At 53.1% G+C, this 21,404-nt stretch carries 22 protein-coding genes; 15 read left to right on the forward strand and 7 right to left on the reverse strand.

What is annotated here, in order from left to right; all coding sequences use genetic code 11:
• The first annotated feature begins 64 nt into the window (after positions 1-64).
• The 4 genes from RUDLU_RS0111085 (at position 65) to RUDLU_RS27330 (ending at position 5,062) form a co-directional block, all read left to right on the forward strand.
• Positions 65-1,255: a pyridoxal phosphate-dependent aminotransferase gene (locus RUDLU_RS0111085; protein ID WP_027302962.1), complete on the forward strand. Its 1,191-nt coding sequence runs from the start codon at positions 65-67 to the stop codon at positions 1,253-1,255.
• Between the two features lie 53 nt (positions 1,256-1,308).
• The gene (locus RUDLU_RS0111090; protein ID WP_019988454.1) at positions 1,309-2,895 is read left to right on the forward strand and encodes a flavin monoamine oxidase family protein; all 1,587 of its coding nucleotides are present in this window, start codon (positions 1,309-1,311) and stop codon (positions 2,893-2,895) included.
• 57 nt (positions 2,896-2,952) lie between these two features.
• On the forward strand, positions 2,953-3,957 hold the full coding sequence (locus RUDLU_RS0111095) for a Hint domain-containing protein (protein ID WP_019988455.1): 1,005 nt from the start codon (positions 2,953-2,955) through the stop codon (positions 3,955-3,957).
• Between the two features lie 133 nt (positions 3,958-4,090).
• Complete coding sequence (locus RUDLU_RS27330; RefSeq protein ID WP_019988456.1) at positions 4,091-5,062, forward strand: CPBP family intramembrane glutamic endopeptidase; 972 nt, start codon at positions 4,091-4,093, stop codon at positions 5,060-5,062.
• Here RUDLU_RS27330 and RUDLU_RS0111105 read toward each other — a convergent pair.
• The gene (locus RUDLU_RS0111105) at positions 5,059-5,457 is read right to left on the reverse strand and encodes a response regulator (protein ID WP_019988457.1); all 399 of its coding nucleotides are present in this window, start codon (positions 5,455-5,457) and stop codon (positions 5,059-5,061) included. The genes RUDLU_RS27330 and RUDLU_RS0111105 overlap by 4 nt on opposite strands.
• Positions 5,458-6,045: 588 nt before the next feature.
• Between RUDLU_RS0111105 and RUDLU_RS0111110 the strand changes: the two genes are divergently transcribed.
• The 4 genes from RUDLU_RS0111110 to RUDLU_RS0111125 are packed head-to-tail and all read left to right on the forward strand — an operon-like array spanning position 6,046 to position 9,754.
• Positions 6,046-7,131 carry an AAA family ATPase gene (locus RUDLU_RS0111110; protein ID WP_019988458.1) on the forward strand — a complete coding sequence of 362 codons (1,086 nt, stop codon included), beginning with the start codon at positions 6,046-6,048 and terminating at the stop codon, positions 7,129-7,131.
• Entirely contained in the window at positions 7,128-7,700 is a 573-nt protein-coding gene (locus tag RUDLU_RS0111115; RefSeq protein ID WP_019988459.1) for a hypothetical protein, read from the forward strand. Before RUDLU_RS0111110 ends, RUDLU_RS0111115 begins: the two co-directional genes overlap by 4 nt.
• Positions 7,701-7,735: 35 nt before the next feature.
• Positions 7,736-9,112, forward strand: a complete 1,377-nt coding sequence (locus RUDLU_RS0111120) for a cystathionine beta-synthase (RefSeq protein WP_019988460.1) — start codon at positions 7,736-7,738, stop codon at positions 9,110-9,112.
• 39 nt (positions 9,113-9,151) lie between these two features.
• Positions 9,152-9,754, forward strand: a complete 603-nt coding sequence (locus RUDLU_RS0111125; RefSeq protein ID WP_019988461.1) for a PDDEXK family nuclease — start codon at positions 9,152-9,154, stop codon at positions 9,752-9,754.
• Here the strand turns inward: RUDLU_RS0111125 and rsgA are convergent.
• Positions 9,751-10,677 carry a ribosome small subunit-dependent GTPase A gene (gene rsgA / locus RUDLU_RS0111130; protein WP_027302963.1) on the reverse strand — a complete coding sequence of 309 codons (927 nt, stop codon included), beginning with the start codon at positions 10,675-10,677 and terminating at the stop codon, positions 9,751-9,753. The two genes, RUDLU_RS0111125 and rsgA, sit on opposite strands and share 4 nt — an antisense overlap.
• A gap of 77 nt (positions 10,678-10,754) precedes the next feature.
• On the reverse strand, positions 10,755-12,032 hold the full coding sequence (locus tag RUDLU_RS0111135) for a 3-deoxy-D-manno-octulosonic acid transferase (RefSeq protein WP_019988463.1): 1,278 nt from the start codon (positions 12,030-12,032) through the stop codon (positions 10,755-10,757).
• 164 nt (positions 12,033-12,196) lie between these two features.
• Between RUDLU_RS0111135 and ytxJ the strand changes: the two genes are divergently transcribed.
• Positions 12,197-12,526 (forward strand): bacillithiol system redox-active protein YtxJ, encoded by a 330-nt coding sequence (ytxJ, locus tag RUDLU_RS0111140; RefSeq protein WP_019988464.1) that lies wholly within the window; start codon positions 12,197-12,199, stop codon positions 12,524-12,526.
• 100 nt (positions 12,527-12,626) lie between these two features.
• Here the strand turns inward: ytxJ and folB are convergent, their stop codons facing one another.
• The 3 genes from folB to RUDLU_RS0111155 all read right to left on the reverse strand — a co-directional run bounded on the left by folB (position 12,627) and on the right by RUDLU_RS0111155 (position 14,943).
• Positions 12,627-12,977, reverse strand: coding sequence for a dihydroneopterin aldolase (gene folB, locus RUDLU_RS0111145; protein WP_019988465.1), 351 nt, complete (start codon positions 12,975-12,977; stop codon positions 12,627-12,629).
• Positions 12,978-12,995: 18 nt separating this feature from the next.
• The gene (locus RUDLU_RS0111150) at positions 12,996-13,889 is read right to left on the reverse strand and encodes a DivIVA domain-containing protein (RefSeq protein WP_019988466.1); all 894 of its coding nucleotides are present in this window, start codon (positions 13,887-13,889) and stop codon (positions 12,996-12,998) included.
• Between the two features lie 151 nt (positions 13,890-14,040).
• Entirely contained in the window at positions 14,041-14,943 is a 903-nt protein-coding gene (locus RUDLU_RS0111155) for a WD40 repeat domain-containing protein (protein WP_019988467.1), read from the reverse strand.
• Between RUDLU_RS0111155 and RUDLU_RS0111160 the strand changes: the two genes are divergently transcribed.
• Positions 14,942-15,721 (forward strand): 4'-phosphopantetheinyl transferase family protein, encoded by a 780-nt coding sequence (locus RUDLU_RS0111160; RefSeq protein ID WP_019988468.1) that lies wholly within the window; start codon positions 14,942-14,944, stop codon positions 15,719-15,721. The two genes, RUDLU_RS0111155 and RUDLU_RS0111160, sit on opposite strands and share 2 nt — an antisense overlap.
• Before the next feature lie 150 nt (positions 15,722-15,871).
• Here RUDLU_RS0111160 and RUDLU_RS0111165 read toward each other — a convergent pair whose 3' ends face one another.
• Positions 15,872-16,747, reverse strand: coding sequence for a transglutaminase-like domain-containing protein (locus RUDLU_RS0111165; protein ID WP_019988469.1), 876 nt, complete (start codon positions 16,745-16,747; stop codon positions 15,872-15,874).
• A gap of 140 nt (positions 16,748-16,887) precedes the next feature.
• Between RUDLU_RS0111165 and galE the strand changes: the two genes are divergently transcribed.
• The 5 genes from galE to RUDLU_RS0111190 all read left to right on the forward strand — a co-directional run bounded on the left by galE (position 16,888) and on the right by RUDLU_RS0111190 (position 21,394).
• Positions 16,888-17,922 carry a UDP-glucose 4-epimerase GalE gene (gene galE / locus RUDLU_RS0111170; protein WP_027302965.1) on the forward strand — a complete coding sequence of 345 codons (1,035 nt, stop codon included), beginning with the start codon at positions 16,888-16,890 and terminating at the stop codon, positions 17,920-17,922.
• An 82-nt stretch (positions 17,923-18,004) separates the two neighbouring features.
• Positions 18,005-19,069, forward strand: a complete 1,065-nt coding sequence (gene rfbB / locus RUDLU_RS0111175; protein ID WP_019988471.1) for a dTDP-glucose 4,6-dehydratase — start codon at positions 18,005-18,007, stop codon at positions 19,067-19,069.
• 90 nt (positions 19,070-19,159) lie between these two features.
• Complete coding sequence (rfbA, locus tag RUDLU_RS0111180; RefSeq protein WP_019988472.1) at positions 19,160-20,017, forward strand: glucose-1-phosphate thymidylyltransferase RfbA; 858 nt, start codon at positions 19,160-19,162, stop codon at positions 20,015-20,017.
• Between the two features lie 322 nt (positions 20,018-20,339).
• Positions 20,340-20,699: a hypothetical protein gene (locus RUDLU_RS0111185; protein ID WP_044129416.1), complete on the forward strand. Its 360-nt coding sequence runs from the start codon at positions 20,340-20,342 to the stop codon at positions 20,697-20,699.
• Positions 20,699-21,394: a hypothetical protein gene (locus RUDLU_RS0111190; RefSeq protein WP_019988474.1), complete on the forward strand. Its 696-nt coding sequence runs from the start codon at positions 20,699-20,701 to the stop codon at positions 21,392-21,394. Before RUDLU_RS0111185 ends, RUDLU_RS0111190 begins: the two co-directional genes overlap by 1 nt.
• The last annotated feature ends 10 nt before the right edge of the window (positions 21,395-21,404 follow it).

Genomic DNA, 21,404 nt, shown 5'->3' on the forward strand with positions numbered 1-21,404 from the left:
GTGGCGTAAAATTTTATACTTTGTATGAGACTTTTGACCATACATAGTACCAGTATTATTCGCCATGACAAAACTATCTTCTATCAGTCGGCGCGACTGGTTACGCGCCAGTGGCCTACTGGCAGCCGGTCTGACCAGCTTCGGCAGGCCCCCACTCAGCATGGCCGCCCCCCTCGCGGGTAGTCAGCAGGCCTTCGCGCGGGAGTTCTACCTGACGGCTCCGCCCGAGACCATGCCGAAGCTGAAAGCCCGGCTTATGGCCAACGAAAATCCCTACGGCATATCGCCCAAAGCCCGCGAAGCTCTGGTAAAAGCCGTAGACCTGAGCAACCGCTACGCCTGGATGGAGTTTGGCGAACTGGCCAACCGCATTGGCGAGCAGGAAGGGGTGGCACGCAAGAACATCCTGTTCAGCCCCGGCTCGTCGGATATACTGATGGCTGCGGCTGCATACTACACCCAAAACGGCGACCCATCGAAACCCGGAACCATTCTGACCTGCCGCCCTACGTACGACGATCTGCTGGAACGGTCTGAAGCCTTCGGGGCCAACATTGAAGCCGTTCCGCTTACCCCTCAGTACGAGTACGACCTCGACGCCATGAAGGCCCGCATTGGACCCAATACCAAAATGGTGTACATCGTGAACCCCAACAACCCAACCGGCACCATTGTGAATCCGCAGAAACTCGAAGCGTTTGTGCGGGAGGTAGCGCCCAAAGTGCCGGTCTTTCTCGACGAAGCGTACATTGATTTTCTGGCCCCGGCCGAACGCCCAAACACCGGCAAGCTGGTTGCCGAGGGCCTGAACGTGATTGTAGCCCGGACGTTCTCCAAGATTCACGCGTTTGCGGGATTACGACTGGGATATGGCCTTGCCCAACCCGAGGTGCTCAAAGCCCTACGCCAGTACACCAACAATAATTTTGGGGTCAGCATCACCACCCTCATGGCCGGGATTGCCGCCTACGAAGACCGCGAATGGCAAACCTACTGCCGCACCGAAAACGCGAAAGTGCGCGATTACACCACCAAAGCCCTCAAAGGCATGGGATACGAGGTAATTCCATCGTACGCCAACTTCCTGTTATTCCCGATCCGTATGAAGCCCAAAACGTTTGAGAACCAGATGTGGGCAAACGGTATTGGCATTCAAACCCGCGAATTTGGCGGGCAACCCTGGTGCCGGGTAAGCATTGGCACACAGGCCGAAATGGAGGCTTTTCTGGCAGAGTTTAAGAAAGTAGTTGGTTAACCCCGGTCCGACGCGGGCCGTTAGGGCTCGCGTCAGACCCCTACCCCTTTTTTATGACCCGACGCGACTTTATCAATCGGACCAGCGCTGCCTACGCGGGCCTGTCGGCCTGGGGCCTGCTGCAACCAGCACCCGCTCAGGCGTTCGACCTTCCTCCCCTCGACTCGGCACAGGGGCGAAAAGTGCTTATTTTGGGAGCCGGGCTGGCGGGCTTATCGGCCGCTTACGAACTCGGCAAACTGGGTTACGACTGTACCGTACTCGAAGCACGCGCACGTTCGGGCGGCCGGGTCTGGACGGTACGGGGCGGCACCACCGAAACCGAACAGGGTGGCCCTACCCAAACCAGTCAGTTTGCCAATGGCCTCTATTTCAACGGAGGGGCAGCCCGCATTCCGCACAACCACCAGCTCACACTCCAGTACTGCCGGGAGCTGGGGGTGCCGCTCGAAGTGTTTGTGGGTGCCAACGAAGCCGCTTACCTGTTCAACGAAAAAGCACAGGGCCCGCTCAACAACCGCCGGATGCGGATTCGGGATTACCACAATGACATGCGCGGCTATACTTCCGAGCTGCTGGCCAAAGCCCTTGACCAGTCGGCGCTGGATGAGAAGCTAACGAAAGAGGACATTGAAAAGCTGATCGACTTCCTAAAGAACGAGGGCGATCTCAACACAGCGCATCTGTACAAAGGCACCAACCGGCGCGGCTACAAAATAGATCCCAGCCGCCCCGTGTATGCCGACGGCGGCCCCGGTGCCGGTGCTAACCCCGGAACCCTCACCGACCCTTACGGCCTTACCGATCTGCTCCGGTCGGGCTTTATGCAGCCCGTGTTTTACAACGTGGGCGAGTACACCTACGAGCAGCAAACGACGCTGCTGCAACCCGTGGGGGGGATGGATGCCATAGCCAAAGCCCTCGAAAAGAAGCTGGCGGGCAAACTGGTGTTCAATGCACCCGTGAAGCAGTTGCGCAAAACCGAAACCGGCGTGCGGGTAGTGTACGAACGCGACGGCAAACCCACCGAACTAACGGCCGAGTTCTGCGTATGTACCATTCCGTTACCCGTACTGAAAAACATCGACTCCGACCTGTCGGGGCCGGTGAAGCGAGCCGCCGATTTTGTACCGTACATCAAAACCGGCAAGATCGGGCTCCAGTTTAAGCGCCGGTTCTGGGAAGAAGACGATGGCATTTACGGCGGCATCTCGCGCACCGACATGGACATCAACCAGATCTGGTACCCGTCGTTTGGGTTTATGGGGGGCAAAGGCGTGCTGATCGGGTACTACAACTTTTATAGCCGTGCCGAAGCCGTAGCCAGTTTGTCTGTTGCCGAGCGGCAAAAGATAGCGCTGGAGCAGGGAGCCAAAATCCACCCGCAGTACCCTACCGAGTTTGAAAACAGTTTTTCGCTGGCCTGGCACCGGATTCCGTACAGCGAAGGAGGCTGGGCCTTGTACGACGATGCATCGCGCCGGAAGTTCTACCCCGCCCTGCTCGAACCCGACGGCAACATTTACTTTGCCGGCGAACACACCACCTACCTCACGGCCTGGATGGCAGGGGCCTTTACCTCGGCCCGGCGCGCTGTCGATGCTATTCACAGCCGGGTGGGCCAATATACCCAAAAGTAAGGCTACGCTTCGGCGGCCTCCCATATTTTACGTCCAATCATGCAAACCTGAATGTCTATGAATCGTCATTTTCTCTCCTTTTTGTTTGTGCTGGCTTCGGCCATAGCCACCAACTTTTTTGCGCAGCGCGTGTGGGCGCAGGCCCCGGCTCCGGGCGTTATGACGGCAACCGACGTTGCCACCATCAAATCGATCAAGATTGGCAACCTCGACAAAGACACGTATTTCAAATCGGGCAACTTTATTCTGGATCGGTACGAAGAACGCCCGCCCTATGTGTTCAATTACAGCGACGGTATCAGTCGGAAAATATACCTCTACAAGGTGTATGCCGCTGCCGACACCAGGGAGCTGGGTTTGCTGGCCGTTTACCAGAACGGCAAAACAGGCGACCTGAAACCCTTTGTGATTCCGGGTGCCAATGCCGACCGTAAAGCCTGGGATCTGTACATCGACGACCTGAAGTACGTAGGCGAAAAAGAACCCGGCCTGATGTCGGCGCTGGGGTTTGTGCTCTCTCGTGAAATGGCCACACTACTGGCCGGTGGAGCCGGTGCCAAAACCGACGACGGTAAAAAGAAAGAGGAGTATAACTTCTGCTTTGCGCCCGAAGCGCCCGTAACACTCCCCAACGGCACGACCAAAGCCATTGCCGAGCTGAACGTGGGGGATGTGATTTTGGGTTACGACGCTCCCACGCATACCCTTGTCCCTACCCGCATTACGGGCGTGCAGGCCCATGCCCCCGTAGCACCGGCCACGCAAATTGGCCTGAGCGGGGTATGGCTTACCCCGGCCGAAGGGCTCACAGCCGCCCGCACCCTTCCTGAGCCAATGCTTTTTGAAGCCACGCCCAACCACCCGGTCCTGACAGCTACGGGTCGTAAACCCCTGGCCGAGGTACATACCGGCGAGACCCTCTACCGCCACGAATTAGGTGCGCTGGTTCCCTACCGCGTCGTACGTACGAGCAAAATCACCCGGTTTGCCGATACTGTATATACGCTTTCTACCGATCGGGGTGCTTTTCTGATCGACGATACGCTGGTGCTCGATAAATAGCACCCGACCTCACTATTCCCGAATCCTTTTTCAGGCCCCGTGTACTACCTTGTACATTGGGGCCTTTTTAGTACCCTGCTTATTTGCACTGTCTTCACTATCCCTCTACAGCACAGCCCTTTGCCCGAAACCCATGAAGTCACTGATTCAGAGCCTGCGCGAGTATCTCCGTGCCGATTTTCACCCCCGTCTGTATCTGGCTACGGCCATGTGGCTTGGGCTTCTGATTATACTCAATTACACACTCGACTTCGAAGATGTGTACATCGACTCATTGCGGGGTAGCTGGAAACGACCGGTTCTGTATATACTTCTGTACACAACGGTATATTACGTGGCTATGGGACTCTGGACGTACTACCACCACCGGCCCGACCTCTGGCGCAATCGCCGATTTTGGCTCCATACGAGCGTTGGTTGGGTAACGTACGGGTTTTATGCGGGATTTTACGGGTACAACCGCTGGAGCGAGCAACTGCTCGATGGACAAATTTACCTGTTCGCTTATTACTGCCTCAGCAACCTGCATTCACTGGTGACGCTGGTGTTGCCTCTGTACCTGTACTACCGATTCTTTGATAATGGGGCCGAACCTTTTTACGGCCTGAAACCCAAGCGCGACGGGTTGGCGGTGTACGCCCTGTTGCTGTTAGTTATGGTACCTTTGATTGCCTTTGCGTCGTTTCAGCCCCATTTTCTCGACTTTTACCCAACCTACAAAGACACCACGGCCAATGAGTTTTTGGGGGTGCCAGAATGGGTCACGGCCCTGGTTTACGAACTTTGCTACGGCTGGGACTTTGTACCGACGGAGCTGATGTTTCGCGGATTTATGGTCATTGGGCTAAGCCGAATTACAGCCACTGACAAGAACCAGTCGGGTGTGATTTTGCCGATGGTTGTGGCCTATGCCAGCATTCACTTTGGCAAGCCTCTGGGCGAAACCCTCTCGTCGATACTAGGCGGTTATCTATTGGGTGTACTGGCCCTTTCCACACAGAGCATTTGGGGTGGTCTGCTGATTCATCTGAGCATAGCCTGGCTCATGGATGGGGCCGCTTTTGTACAACAGTGGGTGCAACAACCGGCCGCAGTAACTCCTTAGTGCGCCCACCGTTGTAGCATACCACGCACCAGCTCCACCATTTCTTTAAAATCGCTCGGTTTTACGTAGAACTCATTGGCGCCCATAATCTCCGAGCGGAACCGATCGTCGGGGTTAAACGAAGTAGTGAGGACCACAATTTTGAGTTCTCGCTGCGGAAAATGCTGGCGGATTTCCCGCAGGGCTTGCATACCACTAAGCCGATCCATGTTGAGATCAAGGACAACAAAACTCGGACGTTCGGGACTGTTGTTGAGTCGGTCAACTAATTCCTCGCCATCGTGCATCGTTTCCAAACGAACCGACTCATCGACCCGTTGAAAGGCGGATTCAAGGAGTATCAAATCATCGTCATCGTCATCGACTAACCATACAGTGGTTTTTAGGGCTGTCATTCAGGTAAAACGTCTATCAAACAATAAGGTTTGGGTGGCTTTTAAACTATACTACAATGCGCCATATGGGTTAAGACGACTTTATAGCGAAAGGTGACAAGCTTACTACAAATTCAGCACATTTCAACTATAGTTACAAGCCTTTTTGGGTACAAAAGTTATTTAACAGACCGGTACCTCTATCCTACTTTAGAACGTAGGCACTGTATTTTACAGGGCTAAATATCGTATTGATTAGGCTCCATATTTATTAAAATCTTAAATAATTTACACGACAAAAAACACAAACAATTGACTTTCAAAGTATTATAAAATTACCATCTGGACCACCAGCCAGCATCAGGCACAAAACAACCCCTCCTTCGCTATAGAGATTGTTTATATCGGGCATGTAGTTAGCAACAACTATCCAGATTGACGTTACATAGAATCTAAATCGTGTTTTAATTGCCAACCAAACCCGGCGCGTTTTCCTAATCATTTCATACCGCTGGCTTTCCGGATACCGTTTACCCAGTACACCCGATACCATTAGCCGTACTCGACCAAAAATCCGTAGTATTGCGCCATTACCGACTGCCAACAGCCATGCTTAAGCGTGTTTCGATTCAGAATTTTAAGAGCCTTAAGGACGTCACCCTCGATCTTCAGAAGGTGAACCTGCTCATTGGCCCAAACAACTCCGGTAAAACGAATTTTTTGAAGGCGCTGGAGTTGATACGAGAAGGTGAGAATCAACCAAATTACAATCCGAACGAAATAGCATTTGGGAAACGCCTTTCAAAAGAAATCAGCGTTAACCTACTGTGGCCGTCCGACAGAGAGGAATTTGACTGGCGGATATTCAAACTCTATTATGATTTGAATACACTAACAAGTGCTACCGGATATTTCAAAAATGATTTACCAGATGAAATAATCACGGGACGAGTCTCAATACCTGATTTTCAACGCTATCAATATAGTTCTCTAAAAATTTATAAACTCGACCCGAACAAGTTAGCCCAACCAGGCCCTGTTGGGATTGGAGAGGAGATTGTCAGCGCTGATGGTTCGAACCTTGTCGGATTTTTGGATTTGATGCTCGGGAAGTATAGAAAATCTGTCTTCAATCGTACTGAAAATGATTTACACACCTGTATTCCTGAGTTTGACGAGATTAACCTCGACGATGCTCCGGCTACTGAAGAACTCAAAAAACAGTATGGCGATAAGTCCTTCAAACGCCTAGGCTTGAGCAATAGCAAACAGGGTATCACGTATTGGGCTGACGAACTCTCCGAGGGTACGCTTTACTTCCTCGCTCTGCTCTGTATCATCAACCAGCCTAACCCGCCCAAGCTGCTGTTGTTGGAGGAACCCGAGAAGGGCATTCACCCACGCCGGTTATTTGAGGTAATGCAGTTTATCCTGACGCTGGTTGAAGAGAAAGATGTGCAGGTCATTATGACCACGCACAGTCCCGCAATCGTTGATATGTTTAAAGACATGCCGGAATCGGTCTTTATCTTCGATAAGGATGAAGAAGGCGCAACGCACGTCAAAAATTTATTACATGATGTAATCGAACCGGAAACAGAGAGAAGTAAAGAGTTAGGCATTGAACCACCGCACTACACCGACTCTCTTGGCGATGCCTGGACGGTTGGCTTTCTAGGGGGAGTACCAAAATGAGCCAGATTGTTACCTACGCTTTTTTCGGAGAAGACGACGCTCAACGCAACTTTCTAGAAAAATACCTGCACCAGGAATTCCCCGACACGTTCATTGAGGACGAAAATGAGCGTTGGCGTTTCAAAGCAACGAACGATAAGCAGGTAGATAAACTTCTACCAGAAGCATTACGGCAAATCAGGTTGCTCGAGCTGGATGTTCTGTTTATTAGTCGGGACATTGACACCGATCAAACGCCCAAAATTTTAGAAAAACAGGCAGACTTTGCCAAAACTTGTCAGGGACACCCTGCTATTGTAATGCTACCCGTTCAGTGTATTGAGTACTGGCTCTGGTATATCAAGCGACACCACGAGGAACCGGGGAAAAATACACCTTTGGAATCGCAAACTCGAGCAACTGCCAAACGGGCCGTTTACGACAACACAAAAGTGGTAGCTAAACAAATAGCGTTAGCGAATGACATTTTGCTACATCTGGATGTTAACTGGCTAACTACCCGCTCTCCTAGTTTCAACCATTTTCATAAACAAGTACAAGCGTTTCTGAGTGAGTACGCAAAAACGTGAGTGATGTAAAACCAATCCTTCATCAACCATCCCCAATGAAATACTACAATTCTATCGTCGACACCATCGGCAACACGCCCCTGGTTAAGCTCAACAAAGTAACCAAAGGCATCCGGGGCACCGTGCTGGCCAAAGTGGAATACTTCAACCCCGGCAACTCCGTCAAAGACCGGATTGCCGTGAGCATGATCGAAGACGCCGAACAGCGGGGCATCCTGAAGCCCGGCGGCACCATTATTGAGGGCACAAGCGGAAACACCGGCATGGGCCTTGCCCTGGCGGCTATCGGCAAAGGCTACAAGTGCATTTTCACGATGGCCGACAAACAGTCTAAAGAGAAAATGGACATTCTGCGGGCTGTAGGTGCCGAGGTCATTGTGTGCCCCACCAACGTGGCCCCCGACGATCCCCGCTCCTACTACTCCGTGGCCAAACGGCTCAATCAGGAAATTCCGAACTCGCTCTACCCCAATCAGTACGACAACTTAGCCAATACCCAGGCGCATTACGTAGGCACCGGCCCCGAAATCTGGCGCGATACCGACGGCCGCATTACGCATTTTGCAGCCTCGGTCGGCACGGGCGGTACCATTAGTGGTACATCGCGGTTCCTGAAAGAGCAAAACCCGCAGCTGTTTACACTCGGCCTGGATACGTATGGCTCAGTATTCAAAAAATATAAGGAAACGGGCGTTTTCGATACGGGCGAAATTTATCCCTACCTGACCGAGGGCATCGGCGAGGATATTCTGCCCCAGAACGTCGATTTTGACGTGATCGACCAGTTTATCAAGGTCACCGACAAAGACGCTGCGATCATGGCCCGGAGACTGTCGCGGGAGGAAGGTCTGTTTGTAGGATGGTCGTGCGGGACAGCCGTGCATGGCGCGCTCGAATGGGCCCGCGAGCACCTGACCGACGACGATGTGCTGGTTATTTTGCTGCCCGACCACGGCACCCGTTACCTCGCCAAAATCTATAACGACACTTGGATGAACGACCACGGTTTTCTGGAAAATCGCCAGTTTAAAACCGCCCGCGATATTATCACGAGTAAAAATGGAGCTGGCGTACTAACCACTCTGGGACGCGACGTTACCGTTTCGCAGGCCATTCAGGTGCTCAACCGGCAGGGCATTTCGCAGATTCCGGTTACCGACGCCGAGGGCCATATTGTGGGTAGCCTGACCGACTCGACCATTTTGAACCGGCTCATCGACGACCCGGCCGTGAAAGACAAAGCCGTGAGCGAGGTGATGGATAAGCCATTCAAATTTGTGGGGCTCGACAATACGGTCGACGTGCTTTCGTCGCTTATCGACCGCGAGAATAAGGCCCTGCTCGTGCGCGACGAAACCCAGCAGGTACACATCATTACGCAGGCCGATTTGCTGGCAGCCATGACCAACTGACCCGAAGAATTTCGTATCTTGTCTGAAAATAACCCGGTTATGAGCATCCAAACGCAAGCGCTCGACACGCCGACTGAGTCGATACCGTCTTACCTGGTTTACGAAACACTCAACGGCCGCCCTCTGTATCGGAAGGGCTATAAGGATGTATTAGCCAAGCGAAAAACCGCCAGTGAGATTATGGGGTGCAGCGACCTTCAGGCCATTATTGTCTCAGCCTTATTTGCGTATTTGTACAATCAAACCAACCGAAAAGTCTACTGGGTTGTGACAAATGAGCCGGGATTACACCTGAAACTGGGCGATAATCTGGCCAACGACATTGCCTTTTACGAAAAAGAGAAGGTAACCATCCGGGGTAAGTTTTTCGATGTAGCCCCCAAAGTTGTTGTGGAAGTCGACATCAAAGTGGACCCGGAGGCTTACCCCGGCAAAGAACAGGAGTATATCTACGAGAAAACCGAAGCCATGCTGGCCTTTGGCACCGAACGCGTTATCTGGATCACTACCAAAACCCGCAAGGTGCTGGTGGCCACCCCCAACGAACCCTGGCTCACGTTCAATTGGGATGCTACGGTTCCGGTCATGGATGGCCTCACGCTAAACGTTCTGGCATTACTAACCGACGAAGGGATTCTTTAACGCCGGTTATCTCCGCCATCGAGCATACTGAGGTAGCTCATATAGCGCGATTCGGCAATGTCGCCTTCGCCAACCGCTTCTTTTACCGCGCAACCCGGCTCATTCACGTGCAGGCAATTATTAAAGCGGCACTGATTGAGCCGGTCGCGCATTTCGGGGAAATAATGGCTTATTTCTTCCTTCGCCATATCGACCAGCCCCAGCTCTTTAATGCCCGGCGTGTCGATAATAAACGTGTCGGGCGCCAGCTCAAACATCTCGGCAAAGGTGGTTGTGTGTACCCCTTTGTTGGCAAACGTTGACACCTCGTTGGTACGCAGATTCAGGTCCGGGGCAATAGCGTTGACAAGCGACGACTTACCCACCCCCGAATGCCCCGACAGAAGCGTGATTTTATGGTCGAGCAACTGCCGAAAAGCTTCTACGCCATCTCCTTCCGTGGCCGAGGTGGCCATACAACGGTACCCAATCGACTCGTACATATCCATGATTTCCTGCTGGTAAGCCAGCCCCTCATCGTTCAGTATGTCGGTCTTGTTAAACACCACCGTGGTTGGAATGCGGAAAGCCTCGGCCGTAACCAGAAACCGGTCGATGAAACCAAGTGAGGTGCGGGGCAGCGTGAGCGTGGCCAACATAACGGCCTGATCGATATTGGCCGCCAGAATATGCCCGTGGGCCGTTTTGTGCACCGACTGCCGGATGATATAGTTTTCGCGCGGGTCGATGTCCAGAATAACGGCCGTATTCTCAGTTATATCTTCAACCTCAAACTGCACCCGATCGCCCACGGCAATGGGGTTAGTTACTTTGAGACCTTTGATCTTAAACTTCCCTTTCAGCCGCCCCTGATACACATGTCCATCCTCGTTGCGGATGTCATACCACGAGCCCGTTGAGCGAATTACTAATCCTTTTTGCAAGTGCGAAAGAGTAAAAAAGTGAAATGAAGCCGCCAACGTCGAGCGACAGCGTGAACAGATAGCCCGCAAGGTGCGTGTTACTCGTTAGCCCGTTTGCGCATTATGGTAGCGACCACCTCCATAACCTTCGCCGTAGCGCCAATGTTCCGCTCCACGTAGGCCCGGCTGATTTGAGCCGCCTGCGATGGATTGGCGTATTGACGGGCAAAGACCTCGGTCAGGGTTGGGGTGTCTGTCACTGAAAATGCTCCGCCCTCGGCAACCAGATCCACAGCTTCCTGAAACTTGCGGTAATTAGGCCCAAAAAAGATGGGCACGCCAAAGGTGGCAGCTTCCAGAATGTTATGCAGCCCCTTGCCGAATGCCCCGCCGATATAAGCAAACTCGCCGTACTGGTACAGCGACGAAAGCAAGCCGATGTTGTCGATAAAAAGCGTTTGCACGGTGTTGTCGGCGGCATCGGCCGTCTGATTCAGCAAAGCCGAGTACCGCACCGACGGCCGCTTGAGCTGTACCCGCCACCGCTCAATCTCGTCTTCGTGGATTTCGTGCGGGGCTACAATCACCTTCAGCGGCTGTTCAAACGCGTTCAGAAACGGAATCAGCACCTGCATATCGGCCTGCCACGCGCTCCCCACCACCAACAGCGGCTGACCAGCCTTAAACGTTGCCGCCAACGGAATCGCTTTGCGGGCGGCCGCGACCTGCGCTACCCGGTCGAAGCGGGTGTCGCCCGCCCGTGTCACGTTCGTAATTCCGATTTGCCGGAGCAGTTGCACCGACTCTTCATTCTGCACCAGAATATGGTCAAAACAGGTCAGAATCTTCTGGTAAAATCGCTGCGCCGATTCCACTCCCCATGATTTGAAGAAGAGCTGGCTCGGCCGGAAAATAGCCGAAAACGACAGCGTGGGTACGCCAGCCGTCCGCAACTCGTGCAGGTAGTTGGCCCAAAATTCGTATTTGATAAAAAACGCCATTTTGGGCTGTACAAACCGCACAAAATCGCGGGCGTTTGCAGGCGTATCGGCGGGCAGGTACAGGATAAAATCAGCCCCGGCGTAGTTTTTCCGCACTTCGTAGCCAGAAGGCGAAAAAAAGGTAAGCAAAACCTTGTAGGCCGGATACTGCGCCCGAAAAGCTTCAATTACAGGGCGGCCCTGCTCAAACTCACCCAGCGAGGCCGCATGAAACCACACCAGCGAAGCCGTGTTGCCGGCCAGTTTTTGCGCGAGTTGCGCCCGCCAGTCCTGCCGACCTACTACCCACTGCCGGGCCTTGGGGTTGAAGGGGGCCACCAGCCGCAACAAACCGGCATACAGCCGAATCGATGTGTTATAAAGAGGAGAAAACAAGCCTCAAATCCGATTGGTTAATGAAGCGACAAAGGTACACCAATCAGACTCCCCGACAGTACGCCCACCAACGAAACCGATAACAGCCAGTTGGCCCGGTGGCTCGACCGTCGAACTTTTCAAGCCCGAAAACCTTTTTTAGTGCAAATAAGCATCACGTTCGTATGAACTGGAATAAACTAACCGACGAAAGTCAATTAGCCATTATCAAAGAAGAATCGGCTCAGCAGCCGGTGCTGATTTTCAAGCACAGTACAACCTGCTCCATCAGTGCCATGGCTTACAGCCGGCTCGAACGCAACTGGAACGATGCCGCCGGTATTAAGCCGTACTATCTGGATTTGCTCCAGTACCGGGCCATCTCCAACAAGATTGCGGGTGAATTTGGGGTCGAACACGAGTCGCCCCAGGCGCTGCTGATCCACAACGGCGAATGCGTGTACGATGCCTCGCACATGGCTATTTCATTCCAGGCGCTGCAACAGGCGGTATAATATCTGAAAGGAGAAGGGAGAACAGGGAAAAGGGAGAAAAGGTTTGTAATACAACGTTCCTTTCCTCTCTTTTCCCTGTTCTCCCTTCTCCTTTTTCCCTTTATCCCCTCAGGGTAATTCGGGCGCGGTGACAGACTCCCCCAACCGGCGGGTTGAATTTAGAGACACTCACCTCCACATCGGCCACGGTTGGGTACACCTGCCGAATCTCGGTAATGATACTGTGGGCAATATGCTCCAGCAAACGGGCCGGGCGTTGCATCACCCGGGTCGTAATCCGGTACAACTCCTCGTAGTTGACGGTTGCACTGAGCCGGTCTTGCCGGGCTGCTTCCGAAAAGTCGACGGTAACAACAATGTCGACGGAGTATTTATTTCCAATTTTCTGCTCCTCGTCGTAAAAGCCGTGGTAGGCAAAAAACTCAAGTCCTTCTAACGCGATGGTTCCCATGCGGGTGGCCCAAAGGCCTTAAATCTGGTCAAAAAATGATCCGCCCTGTTTGGTCTCGGCGGGTGGTTGCGGGGTGGTTTCGGGTGTCACTTCGGCAGCGGTGATCTGTACGGCTTCATCTACCTGCTGCACCAGCTCGGCAGAGGGCTCAACCTCCGGCCCGCGCGACGTTGGCGGCTCTACCAGCTCGTCGCCGGTAGGCATATCCGCCGTTTCAGCAATAGCTTCCCGCCCGGTTTCAGAGGCAGCGGTCGGCGTACCTGATTCGGTGTCGGCAGCGAGTCCGTCAGCGGCTTGTTGGGGCTCGGCAGCCTGCGCCTGTTTTTCGGCTTCGCGCTGTTCTTCCTTAATTTGCGTAGCCACCTCGTCGATTTTACCCTTAAACGATTGCTTGGCAAACTTCTTCTCAAACCGATCAACGCTATCCATGGCGTTGGCCGACAGCGTTTTGATCTGCGCCACCAGGGTGTCCTTGTAGCGCTCCATGGCCTTGAAGTCGTGCTCCATAGCCTTGAGGTCGTTCAGAATGTTGTCTTTCAGATACCGGGCCTGATTTTGCGCGTCCTGAATCATCATGGATGATTTTTTCTTCGCATCGGCCAGCATATCGTCGGCTTTTCGGCGGGCTTCGGCCAGATGCTGCTCGGCCGCCTTGGTGGCCTGATCGGTAATCTGACTGCTGGTATCTTCGGCGGTTTTGAGCGTCTTAAACAGGGTCAGCTCTACCTCTTTTAACTTATTGAGCTCTTTTTCAGCCAGTTCAAGCTGCATTTTCAGCATCTTCTGCTCGCCAACCACCCGCTCCCATTCCTGCGAGAGCGACGACAGGAAAGCGTCTACCTCGTCGGTACGGTAGCCGCGTAAACCCTTTTCAAAGGTGTGTTGCCGAATCTCTATGGGCGTGATTTTCATACGATGCGCCTAATTGATGTAGGGTCGAAAGCAATTGTGTCAGCGTGAAAGTAAAGTTCTTTACGCGTAATTGAAAAGTATTAGGCATAAAATGTGCCAAAGGAACGCGCCCGCCCACAAGACCGCCGGTCGGCCTGAAATCCAGATTACCTTACTTTACGACCTGCCAGACCGAAATCGTCCGGTCGTCGCTTGCCGAAAGGAGCGTATTCTGGTACGCACTCCACAGCAGCCGATTTACCGAGGTGCCGTGGCCGGCATGGCGCGCCCGATCTACCACTTTCAGCAGTCGCAGAGTCGGCGTATCCCAAATCTTAATCGATTTATCCATGCTTGCCGTGGCCATCAGCTGACCGTCGGGGCTGAAGGCAACATGATTGATGGCAAACATATGGGCCACGACTTCCTGCCGAAGCGCGTACCCATTTTCCACATCCCAGCTTTTGAGCCGGGCATCGCGGCTACCCGTGATAAGTGTCTGAAAATCGGGGGTGTAGGCCACCGTAAACACCGAGTTGACGTGCGCCGATAGTGTTTGCTTGAGCGCCAGCGTATGCAGATCGAAAATGCGGACCTGATGGTCGCTGTAGCCCACGGCCAATTCGCGTTCGACCGGATTGATGGCCATACAACGCGCACTTTGGTCGGAGGCCTTCAAATGCCGACGCACGGCCAGCTGATTGGCATCGAGCACCACCACCACCCCATCCGACAGGGCCACAAAAACCGTATCGGCATACTGCTTTATATCGAAAATAGCTGCGTTGGTCAGCTTCAGCGATCCTACCTCCACGCGGTTTGCGGGGTCAATCAGGTGCAGGCCCTCGTAGTTTTGCCCCACCCAAAGCCGGTTACGCTCCTGCTCGTAATGCAGGGCGTACACCGACGCGGGCACCTGCGCAACCAGGCTACCCAGATCGGGCCGGTCGAGCTGCCAGCGCACCACCATGCCGTCTCCGCCCGCCGAAAAAAAACTGTCGGCCGTTGGTCCCGCTTCAAGGGCATACACCCCATCGCGGTGGCCGCCAAATGTATCAAGTTTATGAACGTTCATGGGTAATCTGCGCGATGCGGTCGTTCGGAGCCTTCTCTCCTTTTTTCTGCTACCGTTCCCGAACGACTTACCCGACAAAGGTCGGCAAACCTTTCTTTTTCCCATACAGACTTCCGACTTTTGCCCCATGCCCCTCCACACAACGTTTGCCCTCAATCCCGACTGCCGGGTGGTTCTCTGGCGCATTGAGGAAGATGAGCCCACGCTGCGCGCTCATCTGGTGCTTACTGCCCCCGAACAGGCCGATCTGGACGGCATCACCCACCCCAATCAGCGGGTCGAGTGGCTTGCCTGCCGGGTGGCAGTTCAGACGCTCGCACAGGCACACCATTATCTGTACCGGGGTCTGGTTAAAGATGAATACGGCAAGCCGCACCTCCTCCAGCCCGAATCGGCGGGGAGCCCGGCGCATATTTCTATTTCGCATACAGGCGGCTGGGCGGCTGCCGTATGGCACCAAAACCGCCCCGTGGGTATCGACATTGAGCCCATCCGGGCCCAGTTTACCCGGGTAGTGCCGCGCGTACTGTCGGAAGCCGAAATTGAGCACGCAGCCGGCCGCGCCGACCGGTTGGCGGTGTACTGGTGCGCCAAAGAGTGCCTCTACAAACTCTACGGGAAACGGCAGCTTACCTTCCGCGAGCATCTCCACATTGAGCCCTTCGCCGACGGGGCCGAGCGCCTGACGGGACATGTGCGCCTGCCCGACCATGAAGAAACCTTACAGATTCACTGCTGGGCCATTGGGCCGGGCCTGCTGGCCGTGGCCTGTCCGTAAAGCAACGCACGGGCCCAGATGAATGTACAATGAACAGTGTAAAGTGCATAATGAAAACCCTGATTATCAACAGATAACACAATCCTGAATCATGCATTTTACATTGTACATTCACGTAGGCCCGTTTGGTTAAAGTTGCACGGCGTACGTTTACCGCTGCGAATAATCAGACAGGGGCATACCATCGCCCTCGTCCTGTACGGCATCCAGAATAGCTTCGACCTCTTTGACCCGGTCAGAATCGCCTTTTTTCTCAAACGCCAGCATGAGGTTGCGGAGCGTCCGGCGGACGATGTCGATGTTGGAACAGGGCTGGTAAAAAATCTCGTTCGGTTTCAGGTTCAGCTGACCTATGTAGTGATCGATGTCGTTTTTCGAAAACACCAGCCCCCGCGTAAACACATTGATGTAAAACTGCACCCCGTTGGGCTGCTTGTAAGTCAGCACAAACAGGTTGGGCAGGTTTACGCCGTAAATGGGCATGCCAATTTTACGGGCCATCAGCATGTAAATCACGCACAACGAGATAGGATTACCCCGGCGCGACTCCAGCACCTGGTTGATCATCGAGTTGGCAGGCGAATGAAAATGCTTCGAGTTGGGTGCAAACCCGAGGGTATTAAAAAAGGCATTATTCAGGGCCTTTACCTGATCCACGGGGTGCATATCCGTACCCACGTCGAGCCACACTTTGTAATACAGTTGGTTGAGGTCTTGCCGCAACTTTTCAAGCGAAAGATCAGGATACTGATACGTAGCCACAATCCAGAGACCTTCGAGCAGGTCCATACCGCCCCCGTTACGCCAGTCGCGGATGCGCTCAAGCACCGATTGGTACTGAAGATCATGAATCAGCTCCTCAATCTTCTTTTGAAAATGCGGGTTAAAGCTACCTTCCCATTCCGATTCCAGATACGGGATTAACCGACCGCCCAACTCCCGAATTCGCTGCTCTACATGATCGGCCACTTCGCGGTCCTCATCGTCCAGAAGGGATATAAGCGCTTTAATCTCGCTGTCGTTCATATACGTTTGGTACTCAGTCTGTCTGACACAGGATAAATACTCCTTTCAGAAAGAAACTGAATTTTATAGTTTTGTCCGATTTTTGGGTCGCTCTGCTGGGCGCTACCCTAAATTAAGAACAAAATTTTACAAAAAACGATTTGACTCCCGCAGACAATACAGTGTCGAAAATTGTGGTGACAGGCGGTGCCGGCTTTATCGGTTCGCACACAGCTGTCTCCCTGGTTGCAGCCGGTTTTGAACCAATTATCGTTGATAATTTCTCGAACTCCGAGAAGAACATACTCAACGGCCTGGAACAAATTTTGGGGCGCCGACTTACCTGTTACGAAGCCGACTGCAACGACGCCGATGCGATGGAGACGATCTTCGCCAGCGAGCGCCCCATCGGCATTATTCACTTTGCGGCCTCCAAGGCCGTGGGTGAGTCGGTTCAGAAACCCCTGCTCTACTACCGGAATAACCTCAACTCACTGATGGTTATGCTGGAACTGATGCCCAAGTATCAGGTACACAATCTGGTGTTCTCATCGTCGTGCACGGTATATGGCCAACCCGAGCGGCTCCCCGTCACCGAGGCTACGCCCCGGCTACCGGCATCGTCGCCCTACGGCAATACCAAAGCCATGTGCGAAGATATTATCCGCGACTGTGTGGCGGCCGTGATGCCTGTTAAGGCCATTTCGCTGCGGTACTTCAACCCGATCGGGGCGCACCCTTCAGCCCTCATTGGGGAGCTACCCCGGGGCGTACCGGCCAATCTGGTCCCTTACCTGTTGCAGGTTGCCGCCGGGCAGCGCGAAAGCCTGACCATTCACGGTAACGACTACAATACGCCCGATGGTACGGCTATCCGTGACTATATTCACGTTATGGACCTGGCCGATGCCCACGTGAGTGCCCTGCAGTTGCTCAGCCAGAAAAATACCGACTCGTTCTACGACATTTTCAACATCGGCACGGGGCGGGGTGCTTCGGTACTGGAGTTGATCAATACCTTTGAAGAAATCAACGGTATCAAGCTACCATACACGCTGGGCCCCCGTCGGCCGGGCGATATTGAGCAGATATATGCGGACGTCAGTAAAGCCACCGAAGGCCTCCGCTGGACCGCCAAGCGATCATTGGCCAATGCCTTGCAGGATGCCTGGCGCTGGCAGCAAACTTTGAGTTAGTTTATGGTTCATTGTTGGTGGTTTATGGTAGCCTATGCCCAATAAACCACAAACGATACACCATAAACCACAAACTACTACCATGAAAACAATTGTAATTACCGGCGGTGCCGGCTTCATCGGCTCTCACGTAGTCCGGCTTTTTGTGACCAAGTACCCTGAGTACCGCATTGTCAACCTCGACAAGCTGACGTACGCGGGCAATCTGGCCAACCTTACTGATATTGAGCACGCGCCCAATTATACATTCGTCAAAGGCGACATTACGGACGCTGCGTTTCTCGACGCCATGTTCGCCGAAATTCAGCCGGATGGCGTGATTCACCTCGCGGCCGAGTCGCACGTAGACCGGTCGATTACCGACCCTATGTCGTTTGTGATGACCAACGTGGTGGGCACGGTGAATCTGCTCAACGCGGCCAAAAACTGCTGGAAAGAGTCGGCAACGGCCTTTGAAGGCAAGCGTTTTTACCACGTCTCGACCGATGAGGTGTACGGCTCACTGCACAACCCCGAAGATTTTTTCCTCGAAACAACGCCCTACGATCCCCAATCGCCCTATTCGGCCTCTAAAGCGGCATCGGACCATTTTGTGCGGGCCTACGGCAATACATACAAAATGCCCGTCGTGTTGAGCAACTGCTCGAACAACTACGGCCCCAATCACTTCCCCGAGAAGCTGATTCCGCTCATGATCCACAACATTCAGACGAACAAACCCCTGCCTGTGTACGGCAAGGGCGAGAACGTGCGCGACTGGCTGTACGTGGTGGATCATGCACGGGCTATCGATACCATTTTCCACAACGGTACGCTGGGAGACACCTACAACATTGGCGGTTTCAACGAGTGGAAAAACATTGATCTGGTTCATCTGCTATGCTCCATCATGGACCGCAAGCTGGGCCGTGAAGAGGGCACATCGGCCAAGCTGATTACCTACGTCACCGACCGGGCCGGGCACGACCTGCGCTATGCTATCGACGCCAGCAAGATTATGAACGAACTGGGCTGGAAACCGTCGCTTCAGTTTGAAGAGGGCCTCGAAAAAACAGTGGATTGGTTCCTGGCCAATCAGGAGTGGCTCGACAACGTTACGTCGGGGAATTATCAGAAGTATTACGAAGACATGTACGCAAACCGGTAAAGAGCGAAAGAGCGAACGAGTGAAAGTGCACAACTGGAATTTTGCACTTTCACTCGTTCGCTCTTTCGCTCTTTCACTCTTTAATTAAAGATGAAAGGAATCATCCTGGCCGGAGGCTCCGGCACCCGCCTTCACCCCCTGACGCTTGCCGTTTCGAAACAGCTGATGCCTGTGTACGACAAGCCCATGATTTACTACCCGCTTTCGATTCTGATGCTGGCGGGCATTCGCGAAATCCTGATTATCTCGACCCCGCACGATCTGCCGCATTTCGAGAAACTACTGGGCGATGGCTCGCGGATTGGGTGCTCGTTCAGCTACGCCGAACAACCCAGCCCCGACGGTCTGGCGCAGGCGTTTATCATCGGCGAGGAGTTTATTGGCGATGATAAAGTGGCCCTGGTTCTGGGCGATAACATTTTCTACGGCTCCGGCCTGTCGAAGTTATTGCAGGCTAACAATGACCCCGACGGGGGCGTGGTGTACGCCTATCAGGTGCACGACCCCGAACGCTACGGGGTGGTAGAGTTCGATGAGCAGTTTAACGTACTCTCTATCGAAGAGAAGCCAACCGAGCCCAAATCAAACTACGCCGTACCCGGTCTGTATTTCTACGACAACGACGTGGTCGAGATCGCCAAGAATATTCAGCCCTCGCCCCGGGGTGAGCTGGAAATTACCGACGTAAACCGGGTATACCTGGAGCGCGGTAAGCTGAAAGTCGGCGTATTGGACCGCGGCACCGCCTGGCTCGATACCGGCACGTTTGCCTCGCTGATGCAAGCCGGTCAGTTTGTGCAGGTAATAGAAGAGCGGCAGGGCCTGAAGATCGGCTGCATCGAAGAGATTGCCTACCGCATGAAGTTTATTGACAAGGAGCAGCTTTGCGAAATCGCCAAGCCTCTGGTGAAAAGCGGGTACGGTCAGTACCTGCTTTCGATTGCCTAAGGGCGACTACTCACCACTATTTGTGAAAATAAGAAAAGCCGGGGCAATGCTCCGGCTTTTTCATACCTAACCTATGAGATGAGAAAAACGTAATGTCGTGCTGTTAGGCATTGACCTTACAAAGGTCTGCAAGGTGAGCCAGTGTTAATAGCGCATAATTACGCAATCGCAAAAATGGGGGATTGTTGCGGATTCTGATAGCGTAGAACTACGTATTCTTGCCCGTAGATGCCCCCATTTTGGGGATCTCTTGGGCATCGGCTATTCGGCCTAGCCTATAAAAAGGCTAACTTGCCTATCTGGAACCTTGCTCTATTTGTTCATGAAAAAACCGTTTCCGTTTGAGAAGTGTGGCCGAGAAATGAACCACGATGAAGCCCGGGTTTGGGTAGATGCCTACCGGAAACAATGCGAAACACAAACGAAGCCCGTTCATGCCGAAGCCTTCAGCAAAGAGTTGCTGCTGAAAATATTAGCCGACGACGATTGTACGGGTATCCGAATCTACCATGGGCATTGCGAGGGCGAACCCCGACTTCTGCTGGTGGGCATGAACAAACAGGGGAACGACAGACATCGGGCCCCCAGAGGATTGAAGGATGATATGCCCGACAACGGCGCCCAAACGGGAATATACGGCGATGGTGCCCGGTGCCCCGATCAATGTGACCAATCGAATTAATGGTGAGTTTTGTTGAAGCTCTTTTACGACATACGCTGAAGTTTCCGCTGACGGTAGCCACCGAGTTATCGATTTTGCTACCTCTGCTATTTGTGCGAGGCTACAAAGGTCAACCGACTTACCTGCGCTGGGTGGTCATTTTTATTGGCTGGACTACGTTTCGTAACCTCACCAGCATTGTGACCTCCAGTTACCGCATCAATAACCTGATGCTATTCAACGCGGACTTGCTCGTACGGGCGTTGTTGTTGCTGGCGATGTTTTACCACACGTTTCCGTACTCGTATGAGAAGAGAGCAATTGTTGTTGTTGGCGTGCTGTTTACACTATTTTTTGGATTTGATTTCGTCTGGTCAAATCCGGCTCTGAGCGACTGGCAGAATCACCGACTCAACCGGTATTCGTACGTGGTCGAGAATGTGTTGATGCTCACGCTGGTATTGCGTTTCTTTCTGTATCTGGTTCGTGAGTTACCGGTCGACAATCTGCTGGAATACCCCATATTCTGGATTTGTTGCGGATTGCTGATTGCCCATGCCGGGAGTGTTTTTCTGAGCCCGTTTATCCACTACACCTTTGTATGGAATGGCACCTTCAAACTTCCCGTTATGGTCATTATTGAACAATGCGTAGAAATTACCCGAAATATTGGTTTAGCCATTGCGCTGTCTCATGCCCGACGCTTAACGCCTTAACAAACCACCC

Source organism: Rudanella lutea DSM 19387 (assembly GCF_000383955.1).
GTDB lineage: Bacteria > Bacteroidota > Bacteroidia > Cytophagales > Spirosomataceae > Rudanella > Rudanella lutea.